Raw genomic sequence first — 23,072 nt, forward strand, 5'->3', positions numbered from 1 at the left:
ACAATTTTTTATTATTGTGTGAGCCATACTAATCTATCTGTCTGAAATTGCGAATAGTGCTTAAGTCATACACGTCTATTTCTTTGCATCTAATTGAAACTCAAATACCACTTCAAGCGTTTCGTTTATGGTTAAGTCCTTATCATATTGCCAGGCACTCAAGGCTTTTTTGGCGGCACGTCTAAACTGTCTATCCCCTGTTTGTTCCATAATCTCGATATTAATAACACGTCCATCTTCAGCGACTTTGTAACGCATTTTTACCATACCTGTTTGCTTCTTGGCTAAAAGCGCCGCTGGGTAATCAGGTAATATCTTTAATATAGGAGTTATACTCGTTTGTGGTAAATCAATATCAGGTAAATGAACGGTGTTGGTACCATCAAAGGTTACGTTGCTATCAATAGAGGGTTTGACCTTTTCAATCTGAGGAGGCTTATAACCATTAACGTTTGGTTGCGTTGCGACAAGAGTTTTTTCAGGTAACGCCACACTCTTTATAACCGTATCGTCTTTACTTTCATCAACAATAACATCTGGTAACACAACCACCTGATGACTTATTTTCGGCTCAACGGTAACAGGCGTTGGCGTTTTAGCTAAATGTGACATTAACGCAAAAATACCAAAAGACGATACACCGCCACAGAGTAATATTGCCAACGGTTTAAAAACAGAAACACGTTTTTTAAACGTTTCATTAGGTAGCTTTATTGAAGGAGCATCTATCTGTGCTTTACGTTGTTGATAAAGCGAATTCAACTCTTTATCAAAATCATCATTCATGATCTTTTCCTAAGATTGTTTTAAGCTGTTTTCTTGCATACCTTAAACGGCTTTTTATCGTTTCAAAACTTTCATTCGTCATTTCTGCAATTTCTAATATGGAAAAGCCTTCTTGCTGAAATATAAACGCTTCTCGTTGATAAAAGGGTAAGTGCATTAATGCGGAATTAAAGGCTGCCAATCGATCATCTTTTTCAGTTAACGCATTGGTTGACGCGTGTTGCGTTTCATCTAAAACAACATAGTGCCAACGTTGTGTTTTTCGTAATTCATCGAACAACGTATTTCTAGCAATCGTATACAACCAAGCCCTAACGTTAGTATGTTCATGACTAGTGTTCTTAATGTTTAGTACTTTAAGCCACGTTATTTGCACTACATCTTCTGCGAGTTCTTTGTCTGACAGAGTTAATAAATAGTGATACAAAGAGTGATTGAATTGTTTGATCAACAGCGCAAGAAACTTATTATCTCTCGTTGTTAAGTATCGTTTCAATAACGCCTCTGGGGTGGATGATGTTATCATCCACCCTTTAATCATTGAAGGTAACTTCAATTGGCTATCCTATATTTCTTTGCTGCATGTTAAAGTCTAATTGAACGGTAAATCCCGTCTGAATAATCGCTTTACCATCGATAGACTTCGCTTTATATTTCCATTTTTTTAATGCTTGTTTAGCTGCTTTGTCAAATACACGTTTCGGTTGTGAGTCAATAACTTGAATATTAATCACTTCACCTATGCTATTAATATCAAAAGCTAATCTAACCCAACCTTCAAGACCTCGTTGCAATGCTTCTCTCGGATACCGAGGATTAGATCTAATTATTGGTCTAGCCTCTTGGTTGGCAAGCTGACCATTTAAATTAAAGTTTGCCCTTTTATTTTCAAGGTTTAAGCCAGTCGCTTCAAACTCAAAGTGGCTCAATGACTCTGCGGGCTCTAGCGTAGACTTCGTCGTCGTCATTGCAGGTGGCGGTTCAGGTGGTTGAAATTGACGTCTAGTAATTGATTTAACCTTACTATCTTTAGGTACGTCATAAACCTGAACGGTTATCGGATCTGGAATATCAATCTTAGCCACCTTATCTTGCTTAATTAAATAAGCCATAAAAGCAAATAACCCGATGGTAATAATACCTGCAAATACTATTATCGTTAAAGATCTAGTCATAATGTTTCCTCATTTGTTATTCAATAAAGAGGTGTGATCACACATTGGTAAGCAATTCATCCTTACTTAGTAATAAAACGATTGAAGGGGAAAAAAGGGGTTAAATTTATTATTTATTTATGGCTATACTGACCTTTTAAGCGATTATTTTGTTATGCTGTAGCTCTATAAAAAATATTAACAGGCACTTGGAGCATCACTTTCTAGTGAAAAGTATTACACTAAAGCTTACCCTTTCAGCACTGCTATTAAACGTACACCTAGCTTTTGCTCAAGACAGTGAATTGACTTTTGCTACGATGGAACAATTACCATACGGTTTTACGAAGTCACCGCATAAAAAATCTGGCATGCTCTATGAAATGTTAGAACTAATTCGTCAAGGCGTAGAAGTTAATGCAGAGCACCAATTATTGCCAGTTAAACGACTGACTAACTATTTGCATTCCAATAAACCAACTTGTTCATTGATCGTTAATACCTATGACTATATAGAGAAGTTTACATTGGTCGCGCCTATCAATATCTACCTAAATGCAGGCGTAGTAGTCAAAAAAACGACAAACGACATCTCGAGAAAAAACTTATCGTCGTTGACTATTGCAGTACCGTTGGGGTTAAAAATAAGCAAAGAGTTTGATCAAAACCCATCATTAAAAAAAATATACCCGCCCCGTTATAAAAACGCCTTAGAGATGTTTAAACATAACACGGTAGATGGTATTGCCGGTGCAATTCCAACCATTCTCTACCTTGCGAAACAAAAAGATATTCAACTATCATCATTTGCAAAGCCCATAGTGTACTCTACTGGCAAGTTATATTTAGTGTGCAACAACAATGTTGATGAAAAAATAAAAAAACAACTTGCAGAGAATGTAAAGCAGCTAAAACAACAGCGAGCCTTTAAAAAAATTACTGAAAAATATTTTGATGACAGCGCTAAAAACTTATGGGCAATGCGACGCTAAGTCTTTATAAATACCAAGCGCTATACCTCAACCTTTAACGACGCTAATACTTCGTCAATTTCAATTGTCGAGAACTTTGCATGACGCCATTTAGGCCGTTTTGCACCGTCAAGATAAGAAATCGTTATTTTTCGATCTTTAAATGAATTTCCTAAATTGTCTTGATTAAACATAAGGTGCGTTGAAATATCCAATAAGTTTTCAACGAAAGAGTGCACTTCAAAAGGTTCAGTCAATATTACTTGCTCCCCTTTCACTAAATATGAAGTCGTTCTAATTAAGCCATAGGTTGGAGAGCTGTATTGAAACACAGCGCCTTCCTGCCCAAAATGGGCGAAATTCGGTAATACCAACTTTACTTTCGTGACTTTTCCGTTACGTGCTTCAAGATGTAACTGACTATCACCATCGCGCGTGTGAGCTGTTAAGTACGTCTGCTTATTATCGACATACCATTGACCAATAAACTTTTCTGCCATGACAAATGGCGAAACCAGTAGAATAATAAGTAACGTAAAGTTATGCATAAAGATAGCCCAAAAACTAAACATATCGATACTATTACGTTTAGCGCAGTTTCGTGCAACTAATTATCAAAAGAAACATTCACTGGCTAATCTTAACAACGTAAAGTTAAACCAATTCCTATTTAAAAAATGTTAACCATATCGCAATTTATTCCATAACCTCTTGATAAAAACATCATCCTTACACTCACCACAAAAAAATATAACTTTAAAAATCAGTAACTAAAAATAAATTCGTAATACTTTATTATCATATTTAAGCAATAATCAATATAAATGTTGCCTTATTACCTTACAAATTGTAGGGTTATAGGTGTTCAATAATTATTCGCAAAAAAAAGCGGATTATTGGCTGTATCTCGTTATAAAAAATAAACAAATAATAAAAGAAATAATAAATGCGACGGAGTGTACATGAACAAAGAGCAGGTGTTCTCACAATCTGAAATTTTACTATCAACGACCGATTTAAATAGCCATATAAAATACGCAAATGATAATTTCTGTAACATTGCAGGCTATAGCTTAGAGGAGATGGTTGGTCAACCACACAATATGGTGCGCCACCCCGATATGCCAAAAGCAGCCTTTGCAAACCTATGGCAACATTTAAAATCCGGTAAATCATGGATGGGGCCGGTCAAAAACAAGTGTAAAAATGGCGATTACTACTGGGTTAATGCCTTTGTAACACCAATAAAAGATAACAATGGCAAGGTAAAGGAATATCAATCTGTACGCACGTGTCCTGATAGAGATGTTGTTAAACGAGCAGAACAGGCATATGCGCAACTAAATCAAGGAAAAGCGCCAAAGAAACTCACAAAAACAACCGATAAAAGCATATGGTTTCACGGATGTTTTATCGCAATATTGTTACTAACAATCATCAATGTTATTTCGACAGGCACAGATATTATTGCTATGACGCTTTGTGTTGTTGCCTTTTGTTCGACACTCCTTTATACACAATGGCAACGTACATATAAAAAAGTAGCGGACAAAGCAAAAAAGATATATGACAACCCACTCATGACATATCTGTATGCAGGTAACAACGACTTGATTGGTACCATTGAGGTTGCACTAGAGAAACGACAACTAGAGCTAAATGCTATTGTCGGACGCGTATGTGATATTTCTTCAAGCATTACAGAAATCGCTCATCAATCGTCTCAGCGTGGACAAAATATTGCCACGATACTCAGTAACCAAAAGTCTGAAACCGCGCAAGTGGCAACTGCCGCCAATGAAATGTCGACGACGGTAAAGGATATTACGTTTACGGTTAAAGAAGCAGCTAAAGTCACTCAACAAGGGCTTAATATTAGTAACCAAGGAAGATTACACGTTGATAAAGCAACTGAGGCAATAAACCAACTATCTAACCAATTAGCGCAGGTAGACCAAGCAATTAACAAGCTAACTGTCGGTTGCCGATCTATTGAAAGTATTTCAAATGAAATTAGCAGTATTGCAGATCAAACTAATTTATTAGCTCTTAACGCAGCAATTGAAGCAGCACGAGCGGGAGAACAAGGTCGAGGCTTTGCTGTTGTTGCTGAAGAAGTTAGAGCATTAGCAAAACGTACGCAACAATCAACGGAAGAAATAAACACCTTACTTGACCAACTACAAAAAGAATCAGACATTGCTTTACACGCAATGAATGAGGGCAATCAACTCTCTCAGAACTGTGTCAGTTTGTCCGAAAAAACCGGTGTGTCATTACAGCAGATCTCACAAGAAGTTCATGATCTCGTTGCCATCAGCGAACAAATAGCAGCCGCTATTACTCAACAATCAGCAGCTGCTGAAGATGTTAATCAAAATGTGACATCTATCTCGGATATGTCTTCAGAAAGTGAATTGCATGGCAATGAGTCAGTTAAACTAAGTAACTACTTACTCGATCAATTAACAGAACAACAGAACTTAATAAACCAATTCAAATTATAAAACCAACCAAGGAATCACCTCTCTCAAAGTACGAGTTAAGCAATAGGATATCGGTAACAAATGGAAGCAGAAAACATATTCAAAGACAGCAGCATTTTTGGGCACTCTGGAGACTTATATCAATCACTATTTGAGCAAAGTGAAGATGCAATGTTGCTTATTAAAGACAATAAATTTGTGTACTGTAATGTTGCAACAATTAAAAAACTAAAGTTAGAAAATAAAGATCAAATTTATACTGCGCACCCTGCTGAAATTTCTCCTACAAGACAACCTTGTGGCCAACTATCAGTTGATAAGGCTGAGGCAATGTTAAAAACAGCGTATCAAAAAGGTAGCCATCGTTTTACCTGGGTTCATCGTAATAAAACCGGTGAAGAGTTTCCTGTTGAAGTTTGCTTAACCAAGTTACATCACTTAAACAAAGATTATATTCACGTATTTTGGCGCGATATTGCACAAGATAAACAACTTGATAAAACGCTTGAAATATCAGGGCTGATTTACAATGAAACCAGTGATGCAATCATGGTAACTAATAGCAAAAATATCATTGTAGACGTAAACCCTGCTTTTGAAAAAATAACGGGCTACTCAAAACAACAAGCCATTGGTCAAAAAGCTGGTTTTATGAAATCTGGTCAACATGATAATGAGTTTTACCAAGCCTTATGGACAACACTTAATAAAACAGGCAAATGGCATGGACAAATTTGGGATAGACATAATAAAGGACATTTAATACCCAAAGATTTAAAAATTAATGCCATTTACTGTGACAATAACGTAATACAAGGTTATATCGCTATTTTTTCTGATTGTACGGAAAAAATAAACTATGAAAAAGAGCTACAAAGGCTAGCCTATTATGATTGTCTAACGAGCTTCCCCAACCGAACAACACTGCTCGAAATATTAAGAGCAAAAATCACCGAGCTATCAACGACAGACACATCAAAAGGGTTTTATGTAGCATTTGTCGATTTAGATAACTTTAAAGCAATCAATGATACGCGAGGTCATCAATTTGGCGATAAGGTATTAAAAACTACTATCTCTACTATTTCCTTATTGCTTAATAAAAATGATGTAATTGGCAGAATGAGCGGTGACGAGTTTTTAATTATTTTCAATGCCGAGCATACAGAAACAAGTGTGAATAATTTACTCAATACGCTTTATCAACGAATGTCGTTACCAATCATGATAAATGACGAGGCCTACTACATAAAACTCAGTATCGGACTAAGTAACTACCCGAAAACAGCTCAAAATACCAAAAGTCTTATTTCTAATGCCGACATTGCAATGTACCGAGCAAAAAGTAAAGGTGGCAACCAATATATTTATTATAATGAAACGCTGGGTGATCGCTTCCATCAGTACCACAAAATTGAATCCGAATTAGCAGTGGCAATTAGTAATGATGCAATTTTTTCACACTATCAACCTCAAGTAGATTTAAAAACAGGCAAAATTGTGGGCTGTGAAGCACTTGCGAGGTGGATTAACAATGATCATAAAAATATTCCCCCAAATATATTCATTGCAATGGCAGAAAAGTCTAACCAAATAAAAACGTTATCAAGCAACTTACTGAAACATAATTGTCGATTTTTTAATAGTTTACCTGAAGAAATAAAGGCTTCGGTTAATATTTCTGTCCAAGAACTATGTGGTACAACCTTTGTTAATGATTTTATCACTGCACTTCATTCACTCAACTTATCAACATCTAACATTGTTATTGAGATCACAGAGTCAAATTTAATCAAGAATTTTACATTTGTACAAAACACATTAAAAAATCTACGTAAGCAAGGGATCAAAATAGCCATTGACGATTTTGGTACCGGCTTCTCTTCACTAAGTTACCTCACTAAACTGTCAATAGACATTATCAAGTTGGATAAATCGTTCCTCGATAATATTGAGAATAATCAAGGAAAAACAGTACTGGCGTCAATAATTAAACTAGCCCATAAATTAAAACTAATCGTTATCGCGGAAGGTGTAGAAACAATACAACAATATAACTTGCTGTGTGAGTATAACTGTGACATTGCACAAGGTTATTTTATTGCACCACCACTAAATGAAAATGACTTTAGAGTATTCATTAAACATTTTAATGAAAGTAGTATTGGCGTAAAACTTAGTACATAGCCTTTTGAGTCTAGGGCCTTAGTGATGAACTGATTCTCACCTAACATGCGATTATCAGCATACAGTAGTCCTTCGATACATAACCTCTAAATACACTATCATTTAGAAAACAACGTAACATTCGAATAAATGTAACAACTGTATCGAGTGCATAAGTGTCTAATCCGTCTGTTCATAAACACTAGGCTTTTGAGTAAATACCCCTGTATGTAATTGCAATATCTTGCGATGAACCTCAGCCATTGATAATTCAGGATTATTTGCTTTCATGCGTTGAGCAATTTGTTCTATTACCGCTTTACCATAAACATAAGAGATCACTTGAACCGGCCAAGTTCTAATTCGATTAATTTCTCTTGCCATAATGGCCCGCTGCTCAGGTATATGTTTCATCCACTCTTGTTCTGCCTGCTCGTCTGTCCAGCCATAAAAATGAATACCAATATCCAATAACACGCGAACCGCTCTTAACGCTTGCCAATCAAGCGCATAAGCCGCACTTGATTTATCGGTGAATAATCCCAAATCAGCACCAAATTGTTCAACATAAGCAGCCCAGCCTTCGCTAAAGACATTAGCCCCCACTTCACCATTCAAAGACGAACAGTTAGATTGATGTAATGAAAATTGGCTTTGATAGTGATGACCTGGCACAGCCTCATGTAAAAGCAACCAATCCATATGCGCTATTGGCAACAGATCCGTTTGTAAGTGATACAAAAACGTTTGATTAGCCGGGTTATATATACCCGGTGCCGGAAAACTTTTAGGTAAACTTGATTGTTCAATACGAAGTTTTGGTGCTTTAAAGTTACCAGTAACAAATGTTGATAAATACTGATATACCGTTTTTTCTCGTTGTTCAAACGCCGATACAATCTTACTTTTATCCTTAATTGAGTAACTCTCGTGATTTTTAGCTAGCGACAATTTATCTAAAGCTTCTCTTCGTACATCAACTGCTTGTAGCTCTTTTTTCGCCATGGTTTGTAGTTGTTTAATACTCACATCATGACGCAACCAAGATTTTAGCCAATGTTTATACCAAGCTCGACCATTTGGTAATTGATAAAAACTTGAAGAATACTCTACAGCATCGTGCGGTAGTTGTTCGATGAGTCTATTTCGCTCTTGCAATAACGCAAGCTGAAACGTTAATTCATCCACAGCCGCTTGTTGACACACAGTCAATTGATTCTGTTGCTCACTTAATCTATTGATGAGCAATTGGAGGTTTTCAAGCGGCACCCGAGTATCATGAACTCGGCGTTCATGCCAACGTCGCCAAATAGGCGCAAAATCCAGCTGTGGTTGGATAGCATTCAACTGTCTATAAAGCAATTGTGCTCGATGAAGCGAGTTAGCAACACTCTCCTTTAAAGGCAATGCTTGTGCCTCGGTTAATACGCTAAAAACACAAACACTAACCAATAATATGATCCATTTCATCAATAACAAGACCTTGATACTCAACACTAACACTCAGGTAAACAGATTTTAATGGCTGCCTTAAAGCACATGTAAACCTTAATCGGGGTTATCGAAAAAGACAAAAATACCGATTAAATTAGACCTTTCACTGTAAATTTACATCGAGCTTATCAAATTTTTATCTGCGCTATCGACAATAGATAGCACCTTAACTTAATAACAAGCGCTTTATTCAATGCAATTCAATCTTAAACATATAATTATCACGTCTTTACTTAGCTATTCGTTACTGATAAGCCCTACTCACGCAACACAATATTCAGGCATTAACAAACTAACATTCCACAATGCCGCAAACAACAAACACTTTGTTGGTAATGGTTTTTTACTCAAACATAACAACAAGCTCTATGCAGTAACGGTGAAGCACACTTTACTTGAAGCTAAAACTCCTGAAATGAAGACAGTATCGATTAAAAACCACATTCGCGATTGGCGTATTCACCCTAATCAAAGTCCTGATCAATACGTCAAACTCGGCAAACTGTTAAACGCCGATGGTAACGAAGCTATTAACATGAAAATATTAGAAAAAGACTGGCTAGTTTTTGAAGTGATCGAGAATAAATCTCCTCTTGCAATACTGACCTTGAGAAGTACCCCTGTGCCTGCTGGTGAAACACTGACCGCCTATGGTTGCAGCTATGTTAATCAAGAAACATGTCAGCAAGATATTTATACAGGTACTTTCCTATCTGCAGAGCCGAATAATTTACGTATTGCCATGCCGAACCTGACCTTCAATAAACTCAGTGGCTTAAGTGGTAGCCCTGTTCTTGATAATCAGGGCCAAGTCGTGGGTATCGTATCTAATATAATGAAGTCAAGCACTGGAGAAGGTTTTGATTTTGCACCTGCTAATTTAAAGTACCTGAAAACAATACTGGCAGATCTGTAAGTTAATCACATAAAATAGGAAGCACTTGATGAAGAATAAAATGTTGTTTGCCTTTATTTGCATCGCGTGCTTTCTAGCCATTTTCTTTGTGGCAAAAATGTATGGTAGCGACGTCGAAAAACTCGCGTTACTGCCTTCTTATATCGACCAAAACATAAACGTTGCATTATCCGTAAATATTACAGCAAATATTTTTAACGTCCTTGATCGTCAAGATCTACTGAGCCGAACTAACGGTGACTCATGGCTTAGTATCTTTTTCATCCACGATATTGATGATGAAGCAATTTTTTTATTAAACGTACCTAAGTTACTGGCTTGTCGTTGCGTAAACTTCATTAAATCTGACTTATTAGCAAACGCAAGTAAGCTATGTTCAGTGCGCTCAAACGTTAAAGCCTGCCCAGTGATACCTTGCTTTTTGTTAACAAGCGCAGCTACCTTATATGCCCAGTCAGCCTCAATTGCCTGAATGTCAAATTGACCATGTAACATTAACGCATGTGATCTAGCATTCTTCCATATCGTCTCAAAATCGAAACGATTAACGCTGCGAAAAAAGCTATAGTGACGATCCATGATCTGTTCTTCATTGATTGTCACTAACTGCTCATCCATAACCCGCTTAGCCGCTTTACTATTCACTACCGTTTGCCAAGGAAGATCTGAGGCAAGCCACTTGGTCAAAAATGGTGACATAATTTCAACATTACGTTTAGCCTGTTCTTCGCTCACGCCCCAGTATAAAACCGATTGCTTTCGATAAATATCATGTAAATAATCTATCCAAGGCTTAGCGACACCTCCATATCCTATCACACCTTTTGCTAAGCCTTTTTCGGCTATAATCGCTGCATGCAATACACCCAAAGAATGACCAAACACAAAAACATTGCCAGCATTAACATCGGCCATTGCCTTTAAGTGTGTTAAACCTGCTAAAAATGCATTGTTCTCAGTCACAAAATCGTATAATTGACAGTCCAGTTTGCCTTCACTATCTCCTACCCCTGGCTTTTCCATTTTCATCACGGCAAATCCAGCATTGGCATATTGACCAAGCAATTGGTTTAAACTTATATCTGGCAGCATGCCATAATCAATTGATCCACAAGTGTAACCTTGTATAAAGAAAACCGCTGCATTGTCTTGCCGTGGTTTATCCGGAGTATAGGTAATAGTACGTATTTTTTCTTGCTGCCAAGAAAGCTCGCCATAACGAACACGAAAACCTAGGCCTTGCTCTTTTGGTCTTCCTTGAGCGTTTGCATTAAGCGTTAAAGATCCTGCACCTCGCTCAATGCCAAGCGCAATATTTTCACCTTCGTTAATGTTTCCAAGTGCAGCAACTAATTGAGAGAAATCACCGATAGCCTTGCCATTAAGACTAATTAATCTATCTCCCACCTTTAAACCCAGTGCATGTGCAGTCCCTTGAGGATGCAGTTGACGAACAACTACCGCCTCACCTACCTGCGAACTTTCTGGTACCAACCCTAAAAAGCTCGTTCTTTTTAAAGTATTTTTCGCAAGTGTGCATTGACTAAAAGCGATTAAACTCGTTAAAAATAAAACTTGAACCCATGTCTTCATAGATAACTCCTGTTTACATTCAGTCAATCACTTTCATATAAAGCCTGTCGATAGTTGATAATCTTGTTTTAGGTTTACCAGAATACGCGCTAAATTCACCTATTGATGAGATAAACTTGCTTGTGGTTTGAATGTTTCTTTATCAAAATAGTCACACTTTATTAATATTTTATTTTCACGTCTCTGAAGCATGAATATAACTGTTCTTAGCGTTATTTACTTTGTCGCCTTTAGTCACGCATTGATGATAGCCATAGTATTATGGCAACGCAGTGCTCCTAGAAATGCTGGACGCATGTTAGCCGGTGTCATGCTGATTTTAGCTTATAAACTCTTTGAAGGTGGGGCAACCTATTCCGGCTTTTATCGTTATATTCCTCATTTACTTGATTTGATGCCTGGCATGGTATTGCTACTTGGACCTGTTTTTTATGGCTATGTTCGTAAAATGTCTGGACTCCCCTCATTTACTTGGGGTCAATGGTTACTGCATTTTGCACCTTGGCTTATTCTTTGGTTGCTGTTTAACAGCGCTAATGTGTTTCGATCAGCAGAGCTAAAAATCGCCATGTGGGATAACGTTATCGCTAGCGATAGTAAATACCAAGCAAATTATCCATTGCCAGTAGTACTGTTGCTTATTGGCATTAAATTACATCTAACAACCTATCTGGCGCTGGCAACGATGCGCTTGCAAAAGTTTAGTCGCACTTTATACAACTTAAGAAGCGATAACAGCGGCGAAATCATCATACAATTAAAAGGACTCGTGATCGCCTTTATATTACTGGAAGCACTATGGGTAAGCTTGTTTATCGCTCAGCAATATTATAGTGCCATAACGCTAGGACAAGTGAGTCAATCATGGTTACTCTTCATTAGCATTATTGTACTAGCAATGGGGTTTGTTGGCTTAAAGCAGCCCAGTATTATTTTTACCAAAGAAGAACAACAAATCTCAAATATTTCAGAAGAGACCTCGCAAAATAAACAAGTGGGCATACAAGACAACGATGGAAACCAAGTAAAATATATTCACTCGGCGCTTCCAGACAGCACAGCTAGTGAAATAGCAAAACAAATTAAAACGGTGCTCACATCACAGCAATTATATTTAAATGAAAAGCTTGCCCTAACCGACCTTGCACAAGTTCTTGAGATAAAGTCTCACACGATTTCACAAGTCATTAACCAATATATGAAGACCAATTTTTACAAACTAGTGAACGGTTTTCGTGTTCAACATGCCGCAGATTTGCTCGAAGATACTAAGCTAGCATGGCCTATTGAACGCATTGCACTAGAATCGGGATTCAGTAACCGTGTCACCTTTAATAAAGCCTTTAAAGAGCAAATGAATTGCACTGCATCACACTACAAAAAGCAATTTAAACAGGCAGGTTAGTAACGGTACATTGTTAGTCCTAGCTAAAAGTAGAGGTCAGAGTATAGAAGTGTGATTTAGCCAGGGACTTCGTTAGAAGTAAAATTCAATTAACTAACGAGATTAAAATGCTAAATAAAGTATTAGAAGCAGAATTTAAACGTGAATGTTATTGAACGGCTACACGCCCTGATATTAAAGAACCTTAGAGAATTAAAGGGCTAGATAAAGAATGGCGATGACGGAGAGATTATAAAATACTTCCCTAAATTTTACCCTACGGGTCGCTATCGCGTTCAATTGGGTTCCTGACCAAATTGTCGAACTCTAACGTTCTCATCTCTCCTAACGTAAAAAAACCTGCATATGCAGGTTTGAAGATGGCGGTGACGGAGAGATTCGAACTCTCGAAAGGTTGCCCTTTACACACTTTCCAGGCGTGCTCCTTCAGCCACTCGGACACGTCACCTAAATTCTAAATTTTAAGACTTGGCATAAACACATCCATGATGATCGGCACCCAAGCCATTCGTCCATGAATGTCTGCCCTTACCTGAAAAAGCAGTGCTTTTTCCAGGCGGTAACGCCCCACTCGGACACGTCACCTAAATTTGATTCATATATAACGATAAGCTTTTTACAGTGTTTATCGACACTGGGTGATCTGGCTGAGCACGCCAGGCGTGATTTAAACCTTGGCAGCCACTCGGACACGTCACCTAAATTAGATTCTTTTTTAACAAACAAGCTTTTTAAACTGAGCCTGAAAAAGCTGCGCTATGTTAGAAAAAAAGCCTCGTATAAGCAAGGCTTTCTTCGTTATTCTACGTCAATTGGTTGTTTTTTAACTTAGCGCTTTAAACTTGCAGCAAAATCTAACATACGATTAGTTGACCGAAGCGCGCCTTCACGCAATTCCATATCAACAAAAATTTCTTTTCCGCTAGGGTCAATCAGCGCTTCCTCAATCGCTTTAAGGCCGTTCATAGCCATCCATGGGCAATGCGCACAGCTTTTACAGGTTGCGCCCTCACCTGCTGTTGGTGCTTCAAAAAATTCTTTATCAGGGCAAAGCTGCTGCATTTTATAAAAAATGCCGCGATCAGTTGCAACGATAAATTTTTGATTAGGCATTTCTTGTGCAGCCTTAATAAGCTGGCTTGTAGAACCAACCGCATCTGCAAGTTCAACAACATCAGCTGGAGACTCAGGGTGAACCAAAATAGCAGCATCAGGGTGTAACGCTTTCATATCTTTAAGCGCTTTAGTTTTAAATTCATCATGCACAATACAGGCGCCCTGCCACATGATCATATCTGCGCCTGTTTGTTTTTGAATATAACTGCCTAGGTGACGATCTGGCCCCCAAACTATTTTTTCACCTTGCTCATCCAAGTGTTCGACAATTTCTAACGCACACGAAGAAGTAACAATCCAATCTGCTCGTGCTTTAACCGCTGTTGACGTATTAGCATAAACAACAACCGTTCTATCAGGGTGTTGATCACAAAATTCACTAAACTCTTTAATTGGACAACCCAAATCCAGAGAACAAGTTGCTTCTAGTGTTGGCATAACGACGCGTTTTTCCGGCGTTAAAACTTTCGCCGTTTCCCCCATAAATTTAACACCTGCGATAATCAACGTATCAGCTTGATGTTGGTTTCCAAAACGCGCCATTTCAAGGGAATCAGCTACGCAGCCGCCAGTTTCCTCTGCCAATGCTTGGATTTCAGGATCAGTATAGTAATGCGCGATTAGTACAGCGTTCTTTTCAACAAGAAGCTGTTTAATTCGTGCTTTGTAATCTGACTTTTCTTGTGATGTTAGCTTCGCAGGTTTTGCTGGAAACTTAAATTCAAAATCTACTGCCAAATTGCTTTGCGCCATTACTTTACTCTTATGTACCTATTACAACTGGGGCCGAATTATACGAGATCTACGGATAAATGTGTACTATCAGATCATAGTACAACCATCGCTTTTAAAATGTTTCGGAGTTCAATTATTAACGCTTTGAATTTATTACGAAAAGACAATATATCTAAAGCTATTAACGTTTAGTGAGGAAGCATTTCTGAGCTATTACCATAAAGGTAAGTTTTAGAGAGTGTGTTCAGTTTATCAAGAATATTAAAGTAAGACGCATTAATCGAAAGAAGTGGTCGGTCGTGAAGGATTTACTCCGTACATCCTGTACTTCACCTATGGGCCGCTTCGCGTTCAAAATTGTTCCTGACAATTTTGTGAACCTTCTTCTCGGTTCAAATTATTACGATTAAAGAACTATTTCGTTTGAATGTAATAGATGTATAGAAAGAAGGTGGTCGGTCGTGAAGGATTTGAACCTTCGACAAATTGGTTAAAAGCCAACTGCTCTACCAACTGAGCTAACGACCGATGATAGATAGATACGGTATTAAAAAGAGATTGGTTCACTTCTCATGTAAAGAAGTGGTCGGTCGTGAAGGATTTGAACCTTCGACAAATTGGTTAAAAGCCAACTGCTCTACCAACTGAGCTAACGACCGATATTCTATTTTTACTACCTATTAAATGAGCGAGCTCCACTTTCTAAATTTGGTGAGAAGAAAGTGGTCGGTCGTGAAGGATTTGAACCTTCGACAAATTGGTTAAAAGCCAACTGCTCTACCAACTGAGCTAACGACCGACATTTAATATGCGATGAACGTCTCGTTCAACGCGCCGCATATGATACTCATAATTTTGTCGAGTGCAACAACAAAATTAAGTTTTTTTATATTCTTGGTTTATTTGCTTAAAAAGCCAACATAGTGAGCAAGTTATCGCCACACACTTACTGTAATGACGATAATCTTGATTGCGCCAACTTGGCAGCGCTTGAATCAGGGTAAAGTTTAATGAGCTGCTGATACAAACTAATTGCTTGCGCATTATTATTCTGCTTTTGCTCAACCATGCCTAACTTAAGCATAGCATCGCTACGCTTAGATGATTCTTTATACTTATCAACAACAACTAAAAAGGATGCTTTCGCCTGAGCCAACTCACCTTTACTAAACAATAACTGCCCTAACCAATACTGAGCATTTGCTGCATAGTTTGAACTTGGATATTGCGATATAAACTGACGAAATGCAGGAATTGCGTCATCGTAACGCTTTTCCTTCAAGACCAAATTAAGTGCGGCATTATATGCATCATCACCATTAACAGCTGTTGGGCTAACCGTGGGTGTTTCAGTTACAGCCTGCTGATATGTAGGTGTCACTACTTTCGGCTTCAATGCTTGTGAAACACGACGTTCAAGCTCTTGATACAACTCTTTTTGTCTATCCAATACTTGCGTCAATTGATGTGAATGTAGTTCTGTCACACCACGAAGTTCGCTTACTTCATTTTGCAATTCATCAAGTTGTCTTTGCATTTTCACCTGATTGCGGGTGTAAACCTTATTTTGACGAACAATATCTTCAATTTGCTCATGTAAAGAGCCCGATGCTGCGGAACTAGAAATAACGTTAGAAGCATCTATCACTGGTGCAGGCTCTGCTGCATACCCATTAAGAGCAGCAGCAGATAAAACACCAAATAAAACTTGGTTTAGTTTCATTTAAATGTTACTCGATTAGTAAACTAATACAGCACGACGGTTTTTAGCAAAAGCGCTTTCTGAACGGTCTCTAACCATAGGCTTTTCTTCACCGTAGCTCACAATAGAAATTTGAGAAGGTGAAACACCCATATTTTCTAAATAAGTTTGTACTGATTTAGCACGACGCTCACCTAACGCAATATTGTAATCAGGTGTACCACGCTCATCAGCATGACCTTCGATTAATACGTTAACATCGTTGTTCTTTGCTAAGAATGCAGCGTGCGCATCTAATACATTTGAAAACTCAGCACTCACTGTTGATTTATCAAATCCGAAATAAACAATATGCTCTGAACGTAAACGCTCCATTTCTTGGCGTTTTTGTTCTGCAATTTCAGCTTCACGTTGCGCAGCAGTCACTTGAACATTGTCTTGCTCAGTTGCTGTCTGAGTTTGTGTGTTAGTATCAACTTGGCTTTGCTCATCAGTTTCAGTGTTTGAGCTACAAGCCGTTAAAGCCATAATAGGTAAAGCTACAGCAAGAGCCTTCACAGTTTTATTCAAGCGCATTTTGGGTTTCCTTATTGTTTCAATAATTTTTAATTTTTACAATTTTTATAAAAATGGTGACCAAGCTGGTGATTTTACTTCGCCATTTAGCGCCGGTAACCTCGCTTTAAATCGACCATCTAATGAGACTAAGCTCAAAACTTGTCGGTTATTGTGCAATGTACTATATATGATCATACCGCCATTAGGGGCAATACTTGGCGATTCATCTAACCTAGTACGGGTTAATACCTGAAAAGTCCCTGTTTCCAAATTTTGTTTTGCTAAATGGTATTGACCACGTGTGCGATTTACCATTACAAGCTGACGACCATCCGGGCTTAATGAACCTCCGAGATTCATTTCACCATCGAAAGTAAGTCGCCTAATTTTTCCATTGACTAAATTTACGCGATATAGCTGCGCTTTTCCACCCCGTTCTGAACTAAATATCAATGAATTACCATCAGGAGTCCAACTTGGTTCAGTATCTATCGCGCGATGACGAGTAATTCTGCGCAATTTTTTCGTTGCAATTGTCATAACATAAAGCTCAGGATTACCATCTTTTGATAAAACCATTGCCATCTTCTTACCGTCAGGCGACCAACGAGGAGCACTGTTTATACCGTTAAACGATGCAATTAGGCTGCGTTTACCTGTATAAATATCAATAGCATAAATTTGTGCTTGGTGATTTAAAAACGTTACATACGCAAGTTTGTTGCCTGTAGGATCCCATGATGGTGACATTAACGGCTCTTTTGAGCTTAATAACACATGTTCGTTATAACCATCATAATCGGCAATAACTAATTGATAAGGGTATTCACCTTGATCTCTTACAATCACATAGGCAATTTTTGTTAAGAAGGCACCACGTGTACCTGTTAGTGTTTGATATATTTTATCACTTATACGATGTGCATAACGACGGAACTGGCTTGTACTAATAGTAACACTACTTTCAGCCAAAATATGATCAGTGGCTTTAACTAACTTACCACCGCTTAACATTTGTGATTTACCGTCAGTAATTTGGCCTCGTACAACATCGATTAACTGAAAAGTTACCTGATAGCGCCCTAACCCCGTTGAAGTAATATTACCAATTACTACGTTTTCTACGCCAATACCCGTCCAAGCAGCGTAATCAACATCAGTATCTTTTTTAGGGAACTGAGGAAAACTCGTCGTCGAAACTGGGCTAAATTTACCACTACGTAATAAATCTTCACTAATAATTTTGGTAATATTTTCAGGTAGTTGCCCTGGCCCATTATAGGTAAAAGGTAAAATAGCTATTGGGCGAGCCCCATCTACACCTTCGGTTATTACAATTTCTAATGAACCAGCGAATACACGTGTTGTTAACAATAACACGACCAAGGAAACAAAAATTCTGAGTTTTTTCATAGGATATTAAATGCTTTTTATTTAGGTTAATTAAAACTCCGGCACAACAGTTAAACTGATTGTGCGCATTTTTTCAAATACTTCTGGATCTTTTGATACGGGTAACGTACCCGCTTTTTGCACAGCATTGCGTGCAGCATCACATACAACGCGGTCACCACCTTGTCTAGAAACATCAATAACAAAGCCAGACGCTGCTAACGTAATATTTAACTTACATGACTTTCCTTCCATGGTGGCTTGGTCTGTTAATAAGTTACTTTGAATAATATGAGTAATTAGTGCGGTATACCGTCCTAATTCAGACATCACTTGCTGTTTACGTGCTTTCGCTCTAGCCGCCATTTCCTGTGCCATTTGTTCGGCCAGTTGACGTTCTTGTTCTTCACGTTCTTTTTTAGCACGACGTTTTCTTTCAGCTTCTTGACGTTTACGTTTCTCATCTTCAGCTTTTTTCTTTCGCTTAGCTTCTGCTTCTCTGCGCCGTTTTTCTTCAGCTGCTTTTTTCTTTTTAGCTAACGCTGATTTACGTTGTGCTTCTTCCCTTTTTCTTTTTGCTTGCTCCTGTTTTCTTTTTTTAGCAAGCGCTGCATTACGCGCACGATCCTTTCGTGCTTTTTCCTCAGCTGCTTTTTTACGCTTTTTAGCTAAGTCTTTTTCACGAATATCGTTAAGTTGCTTCTCAATCGTTTTCCTTTCTACCACCACAGCTTTAATGGGCTTTGGCGGAGCAATAGCAGCACTCGCCGTTGGCGTGGGCTTTGGAAGCGATGAAAAATCAGCAAATAATAGCACTAAAGCAATGACGACATGCGCAGAAAAGCTAATCGCTAACGCTTTAACAAAAGGCCCTTGCACGTACTAATTCTCCTCCGGTGTATCTGTCATTAAACCAACAGAAGGTACACCTGCATCTTTTTGTAACAACACCATCAGTTGAATTACAGCGTTATATGAAACCGCGCCGTCACCATTGACTACAACAGGAGTATCAGGTTCCTTCGCTAAATGAGCCTTTACTAAAGATGCCACTTCTTCACCAGACAAACGCTGATTTTTACTTGTACCAACAGCAAGATAATAATTACCTTCTGCATCAACCGATGCGACTAGTGGTGGTTTTGCATCTTTTGATAAAGGCTCTGCATCGGCCTTAGGAAGATCAACTTTGACACCCTGTGTAATTAAAGGGGCGGTTACCATAAATATAATTAAAAGTACCAACATAACGTCGATATATGGAACGACATTTATTTCGGCAACTTTTTTACGTCTAACACGATTGTACATAATCGATACCTCTCGTAATTACTGAACTGCCGAAGATTGGCGGTGTAAGATACTCGAGAACTCTTCCATAAAGTTGGCATAGCTATTTTCAAGTTTTTCCACGCTATGTGTAAATCGGTTATAGGCCATAACTGCAGGAATTGCAGCAAATAACCCCATCGCTGTTGCAACTAATGCTTCTGCAATACCTGGCGCAACCATCGCCAATGTTGCTTGTTGCACGGCACCTAGCGCAATAAATGAATTCATAATGCCCCAAACAGTACCAAATAAGCCAATATATGGACTAATAGAGCCAACCGTTGCCATGAAAGGTAAATGCATTTCTAAAGCATCTACCTCACGAGATAGCGCAACACGCATTGCTCTATGCGTACCATCTACAACAGCCTGTGGAGTATATACATTACTTTTTCGAATACGTGCAAACTCCTTAAACCCTGCTACGAATAAGCTTTCAATTCCTTTGATTTGTGGATGTGCAGTAACCTCAGCATATAATTTGCTTAAATCGGCGCCGCTCCAAAACTTATCTTCAAATTCTTTTAATTGTTGAGTTGCTTCAACAAGTGCTTTACGACGTTGAAAAATCATCGCCCAAGACACAACTGAAAAACCAAGTAAAATTAACATCACTGTTTTCACGAGCAAACTTGCTTCCAAAAACAAATCCAAAATTGAAAGTTCAGCTGACACTTTTTAACGCTCCTAAAATATTATTGGGTATTGCACAAGGTTTAGCATGGATAAGATCTACAAAAGCAACGACCACATGGATTTTACACAAACATACCTGTTGTTCGTTAAAAACCTGATGAATAAAGCTCACACTAGCACGTTTTAATTGCTCAATGGAGGTTGAGATAGTTAATAAATCATCTAACTTAGCAGGAGCTAAGTTGTCCATAGCAAGTTTTCTGACCACAAAACCAGCGTTTTGTTCTAAAAAGATTGATTGATTTATACCTAACGTTCTTAACCACTCAGTACGCGCCCGTTCGCAATAATTCAGATAATTTGCATGATAAACATTACCACCTGCATCAGTATCTTCGTAAAACACTCTAATTTGAAATTGATATTGAGGTGTTTGCATTAATGAAAGTATGGCTTATGTAGGTTTTATAATGCTGGATATAGTAATAGAAAACCACAGATGCAAACAACCCCTACAGCGTACGTTTTGCAAGAATTTACAAATAAATTACATATTTATTTATTGGGCTAAAAATACTGTTATAAAGCAACAGCACACTCAGATATATATCTATTAGTTTTTCTAATGTGAAAGATAAAATTTTCTCGTTTGTTCTAGATCAAAGTTTTGTCTAAAATACTCATGTTTTCTGAGCTAGCGCATTGATAAACTTCTGATACCCCTAGATTTTATCATTAGCCAGTTAATATTTAGATTAGATAGTTTGCTATCTTATCTCTCTGACATGTTTCCTGGAATACCATATTCCTTCTAGCAACTTGAGAAATTAAGTTGGCCCGCTTAACTTAAGCGGGCTTTTTTTTTGCTTAGTTTTTATCTTGAACACTCGAGCACGCTATGCCCAAACTAAAAACACCTACCCTGGATAAACGTAGCTCGCTTGTAAACCTAGTGGAAAGCCAAGCCCCCAGTAAGCGAGTAAGAATAATGTCCAGCCAATTAGAAAGACAATTGAATATGGGATCATTAGCGCAATTAAGGTACCAATTCCAGTATCTTTAACGTATTTCTGACAATAAACAACAACAAGTGGAAAATATGGCATAAGTGGTGTGATTATATTAGAACTTGAATCACCAACACGATATGCTGCTTGCGTTAGGTCTGGTGATATACCCAATTGCATTAGCATAGGTACAAAGATCGGTCCTAATAACGCCCATTTAGCAGAACTAGAGCCCACAAACAAATTAACAAAACCAGTCAAAATAATAATGCCAATAATCGTAATTGAACTTGGCAACGCTAATGCTTTTAACACTTCTGCACCTTCTATCGCTAACAAGGCACCAAGATTTGATTTACCAAAAGCAGAGATAAACAATGCACAAAAGAACGCCATAACAATATAATACGCCATACCGTTCATCGACTTAGTCATCGCTTGCACCATATCTTTGGTTGATGTAAACGTCCCAACCATAAACCCATATACGATACCAGGTACCCAAAATAACAAAAATATAAGGGGCACAATTGACTGCATTAATGGCGCGCTAAAATCTGTTAAAGAGCCGTTAGTACCGCGAAAAGCTGACTCTTCGCCAACAGTAGCTGCTACGAGCAAAGCAATACCAACTAACATAACCGTGGATGCAACGTAAAAGCTTTTACGCTCTTGGGCGCCAATCTCATCAAAACTCGGTAAGTCTTCAGTATCGCCGTCAATCTTGACGTCTTTTAGCCGTGGCTCAATAATCTTATCAGTAATATACCAACCAACAAGTACGATAAATAAGGTTGATGCAGAGGTAAAGAACCAATTATTCAAAGGGTTAATTGCAAGATCTGGGTCGATTATATGGGCAGCACTTTGAGTAAAGCTTTGTAACAGCGGATCAATACCAGACGGGATAAAATTGGCACTAAAGCCACCGCTGACGCCGGCAAATGCCGCTGCAATTCCAACAAGTGGGTGTCGACCCATAGCGAAAAAAATAACCCCAGCAAGTGGGATCACCAATACATAACCAGCATCAACCGCTGTATGACTGATAATGGCAATAAGTATCACGCAAGGTGTCAGTAACACCTTAGGTGTTCGTTTTAACATAAGTTTCAACGCAGTATTAATATAACCAGAGTTTTCTGCCATACCAACACCAAGCATAGCAACTAGAACCACACCAAGTGGCGCAAAACCTGTAAAGGTTTTAACCATGCTCGACAAAAATTGAGCAAAAGCCTCTAAAGTCAATAAGTTATTAACTACGATAGCGTCACCTGTACGCGGATCTAATGAGGTAAAAGTAACTTGGGAAAGTATCGCTGATAACACCCATATAGTGATCATTGCGATTAAAAAGATAATTGCTGGATCAGGAAGTTTATTACCTACTCGTTCGATACCATTTAGAAACTTATCAATGCCTTTTGTATTTGTTTGTTGTTCGGCACTCATGAGCTATGCTCCTATTTGATTATTATTAACAATCAAATAGCATACGGCTTTGAAATGAAAAGTTCAAAATTAGTCGATTACTTGTCGTTTTTTTAGGTTTACTCGCACTTACGATAAACAACAATATAATTGAGGTTAATTCCCTGTAATTGAATTGATATGTTGTTG

General features: G+C 38.1%; 20 protein-coding genes and 4 tRNA genes. 5 read left to right on the top strand and 19 right to left on the bottom strand.

Going from position 1 to position 23,072, the window contains the following annotated elements:
• Window positions 1-75: 75 nt before the first annotated feature.
• From QUE09_RS11760 to QUE09_RS11770, 3 genes are read right to left on the bottom strand one after another with little or no spacing between them, the layout of a single operon-like run.
• Window positions 76-786 carry a TonB family protein gene (locus QUE09_RS11760; protein WP_286232952.1) on the bottom strand — a complete coding sequence of 237 codons (711 nt, stop codon included), beginning with the start codon at window positions 784-786 and terminating at the stop codon, window positions 76-78.
• The gene (locus tag QUE09_RS11765; RefSeq protein WP_286232953.1) at window positions 779-1,342 is read right to left on the bottom strand and encodes an RNA polymerase sigma factor; all 564 of its coding nucleotides are present in this window, start codon (window positions 1,340-1,342) and stop codon (window positions 779-781) included. The genes QUE09_RS11760 and QUE09_RS11765 overlap by 8 nt, the downstream gene beginning before the upstream one ends.
• Before the next feature lie 4 nt (window positions 1,343-1,346).
• Window positions 1,347-1,961 carry an energy transducer TonB gene (locus tag QUE09_RS11770; protein WP_286232954.1) on the bottom strand — a complete coding sequence of 205 codons (615 nt, stop codon included), beginning with the start codon at window positions 1,959-1,961 and terminating at the stop codon, window positions 1,347-1,349.
• A 206-nt stretch (window positions 1,962-2,167) separates the two neighbouring features.
• Here QUE09_RS11770 and QUE09_RS11775 point away from each other — a divergent pair, with 206 nt between their 5' ends.
• The gene (locus tag QUE09_RS11775) at window positions 2,168-2,932 is read left to right on the top strand and encodes a substrate-binding periplasmic protein (protein WP_286232955.1); all 765 of its coding nucleotides are present in this window, start codon (window positions 2,168-2,170) and stop codon (window positions 2,930-2,932) included.
• Window positions 2,933-2,952: 20 nt separating this feature from the next.
• Here QUE09_RS11775 and QUE09_RS11780 read toward each other — a convergent pair whose 3' ends face one another.
• Window positions 2,953-3,459, bottom strand: coding sequence for a hypothetical protein (locus QUE09_RS11780; RefSeq protein WP_286232956.1), 507 nt, complete (start codon window positions 3,457-3,459; stop codon window positions 2,953-2,955).
• 414 nt (window positions 3,460-3,873) lie between these two features.
• On the opposite strand from QUE09_RS11780, the gene QUE09_RS11785 reads away from it, so the two are divergent.
• Both QUE09_RS11785 and QUE09_RS11790 read left to right on the top strand, forming a co-directional pair.
• A complete protein-coding gene (locus QUE09_RS11785) occupies window positions 3,874-5,418 on the top strand; it encodes a methyl-accepting chemotaxis protein (protein ID WP_286232957.1) in 1,545 nt (514 codons plus the stop codon).
• A gap of 60 nt (window positions 5,419-5,478) precedes the next feature.
• Window positions 5,479-7,584: a putative bifunctional diguanylate cyclase/phosphodiesterase gene (locus QUE09_RS11790; protein WP_286232958.1), complete on the top strand. Its 2,106-nt coding sequence runs from the start codon at window positions 5,479-5,481 to the stop codon at window positions 7,582-7,584.
• Between the two features lie 159 nt (window positions 7,585-7,743).
• Here QUE09_RS11790 and QUE09_RS11795 read toward each other — a convergent pair whose 3' ends face one another.
• Complete coding sequence (locus QUE09_RS11795; RefSeq protein WP_286232959.1) at window positions 7,744-9,033, bottom strand: DUF885 family protein; 1,290 nt, start codon at window positions 9,031-9,033, stop codon at window positions 7,744-7,746.
• A 217-nt stretch (window positions 9,034-9,250) separates the two neighbouring features.
• Here QUE09_RS11795 and QUE09_RS11800 point away from each other — a divergent pair, with 217 nt between their 5' ends.
• The gene (locus QUE09_RS11800) at window positions 9,251-9,973 is read left to right on the top strand and encodes a trypsin-like peptidase domain-containing protein (RefSeq protein ID WP_286232960.1); all 723 of its coding nucleotides are present in this window, start codon (window positions 9,251-9,253) and stop codon (window positions 9,971-9,973) included.
• 210 nt (window positions 9,974-10,183) lie between these two features.
• Here the strand turns inward: QUE09_RS11800 and QUE09_RS11805 are convergent, their stop codons facing one another.
• Entirely contained in the window at window positions 10,184-11,566 is a 1,383-nt protein-coding gene (locus tag QUE09_RS11805) for a PDZ domain-containing protein (RefSeq protein ID WP_286232961.1), read from the bottom strand.
• 190 nt (window positions 11,567-11,756) lie between these two features.
• Between QUE09_RS11805 and QUE09_RS11810 the strand changes: the two genes are divergently transcribed.
• Window positions 11,757-12,971, top strand: coding sequence for a helix-turn-helix domain-containing protein (locus QUE09_RS11810; protein ID WP_286232962.1), 1,215 nt, complete (start codon window positions 11,757-11,759; stop codon window positions 12,969-12,971).
• Between the two features lie 360 nt (window positions 12,972-13,331).
• Here the strand turns inward: QUE09_RS11810 and QUE09_RS11815 are convergent.
• From QUE09_RS11815 to QUE09_RS11875, 13 genes are all read right to left on the bottom strand, one after another.
• Window positions 13,332-13,419: transfer RNA gene (locus QUE09_RS11815), tRNA-Ser, on the bottom strand.
• 380 nt (window positions 13,420-13,799) lie between these two features.
• Window positions 13,800-14,840 (bottom strand): quinolinate synthase NadA, encoded by a 1,041-nt coding sequence (gene nadA / locus QUE09_RS11820; protein ID WP_286232963.1) that lies wholly within the window; start codon window positions 14,838-14,840, stop codon window positions 13,800-13,802.
• 434 nt (window positions 14,841-15,274) lie between these two features.
• Window positions 15,275-15,350 (bottom strand) — tRNA-Lys (locus QUE09_RS11825).
• A 55-nt stretch (window positions 15,351-15,405) separates the two neighbouring features.
• Window positions 15,406-15,481: transfer RNA gene (locus QUE09_RS11830), tRNA-Lys, on the bottom strand.
• 64 nt (window positions 15,482-15,545) lie between these two features.
• Window positions 15,546-15,621 (bottom strand) — tRNA-Lys (locus QUE09_RS11835).
• Window positions 15,622-15,768: 147 nt separating this feature from the next.
• A complete protein-coding gene (ybgF, locus tag QUE09_RS11840) occupies window positions 15,769-16,545 on the bottom strand; it encodes a tol-pal system protein YbgF (protein WP_286232964.1) in 777 nt (258 codons plus the stop codon).
• Between the two features lie 15 nt (window positions 16,546-16,560).
• Window positions 16,561-17,100 (bottom strand): peptidoglycan-associated lipoprotein Pal, encoded by a 540-nt coding sequence (pal, locus tag QUE09_RS11845; RefSeq protein WP_286232965.1) that lies wholly within the window; start codon window positions 17,098-17,100, stop codon window positions 16,561-16,563.
• 45 nt (window positions 17,101-17,145) lie between these two features.
• Window positions 17,146-18,495, bottom strand: a complete 1,350-nt coding sequence (gene tolB / locus QUE09_RS11850) for a Tol-Pal system beta propeller repeat protein TolB (protein WP_286232966.1) — start codon at window positions 18,493-18,495, stop codon at window positions 17,146-17,148.
• A gap of 30 nt (window positions 18,496-18,525) precedes the next feature.
• The gene (gene tolA, locus QUE09_RS11855) at window positions 18,526-19,353 is read right to left on the bottom strand and encodes a cell envelope integrity protein TolA (RefSeq protein ID WP_286232967.1); all 828 of its coding nucleotides are present in this window, start codon (window positions 19,351-19,353) and stop codon (window positions 18,526-18,528) included.
• A gap of 3 nt (window positions 19,354-19,356) precedes the next feature.
• Window positions 19,357-19,785, bottom strand: a complete 429-nt coding sequence (tolR, locus tag QUE09_RS11860) for a protein TolR (RefSeq protein WP_286232968.1) — start codon at window positions 19,783-19,785, stop codon at window positions 19,357-19,359.
• An 18-nt stretch (window positions 19,786-19,803) separates the two neighbouring features.
• Window positions 19,804-20,481: a protein TolQ gene (tolQ, locus tag QUE09_RS11865; protein WP_286232969.1), complete on the bottom strand. Its 678-nt coding sequence runs from the start codon at window positions 20,479-20,481 to the stop codon at window positions 19,804-19,806.
• Window positions 20,471-20,881, bottom strand: a complete 411-nt coding sequence (gene ybgC, locus QUE09_RS11870) for a tol-pal system-associated acyl-CoA thioesterase (protein ID WP_286232970.1) — start codon at window positions 20,879-20,881, stop codon at window positions 20,471-20,473. Before ybgC ends, tolQ begins: the two co-directional genes overlap by 11 nt.
• Before the next feature lie 478 nt (window positions 20,882-21,359).
• On the bottom strand, window positions 21,360-22,904 hold the full coding sequence (locus QUE09_RS11875) for an AbgT family transporter (RefSeq protein ID WP_286232971.1): 1,545 nt from the start codon (window positions 22,902-22,904) through the stop codon (window positions 21,360-21,362).
• Window positions 22,905-23,072 lie beyond the last annotated feature (168 nt).

It is taken from the genome of Thalassotalea sediminis (genome assembly GCF_030295915.1).
In the GTDB taxonomy this organism is placed as follows: Bacteria; Pseudomonadota; Gammaproteobacteria; order Enterobacterales; family Alteromonadaceae; genus Thalassotalea_C; species Thalassotalea_C sediminis.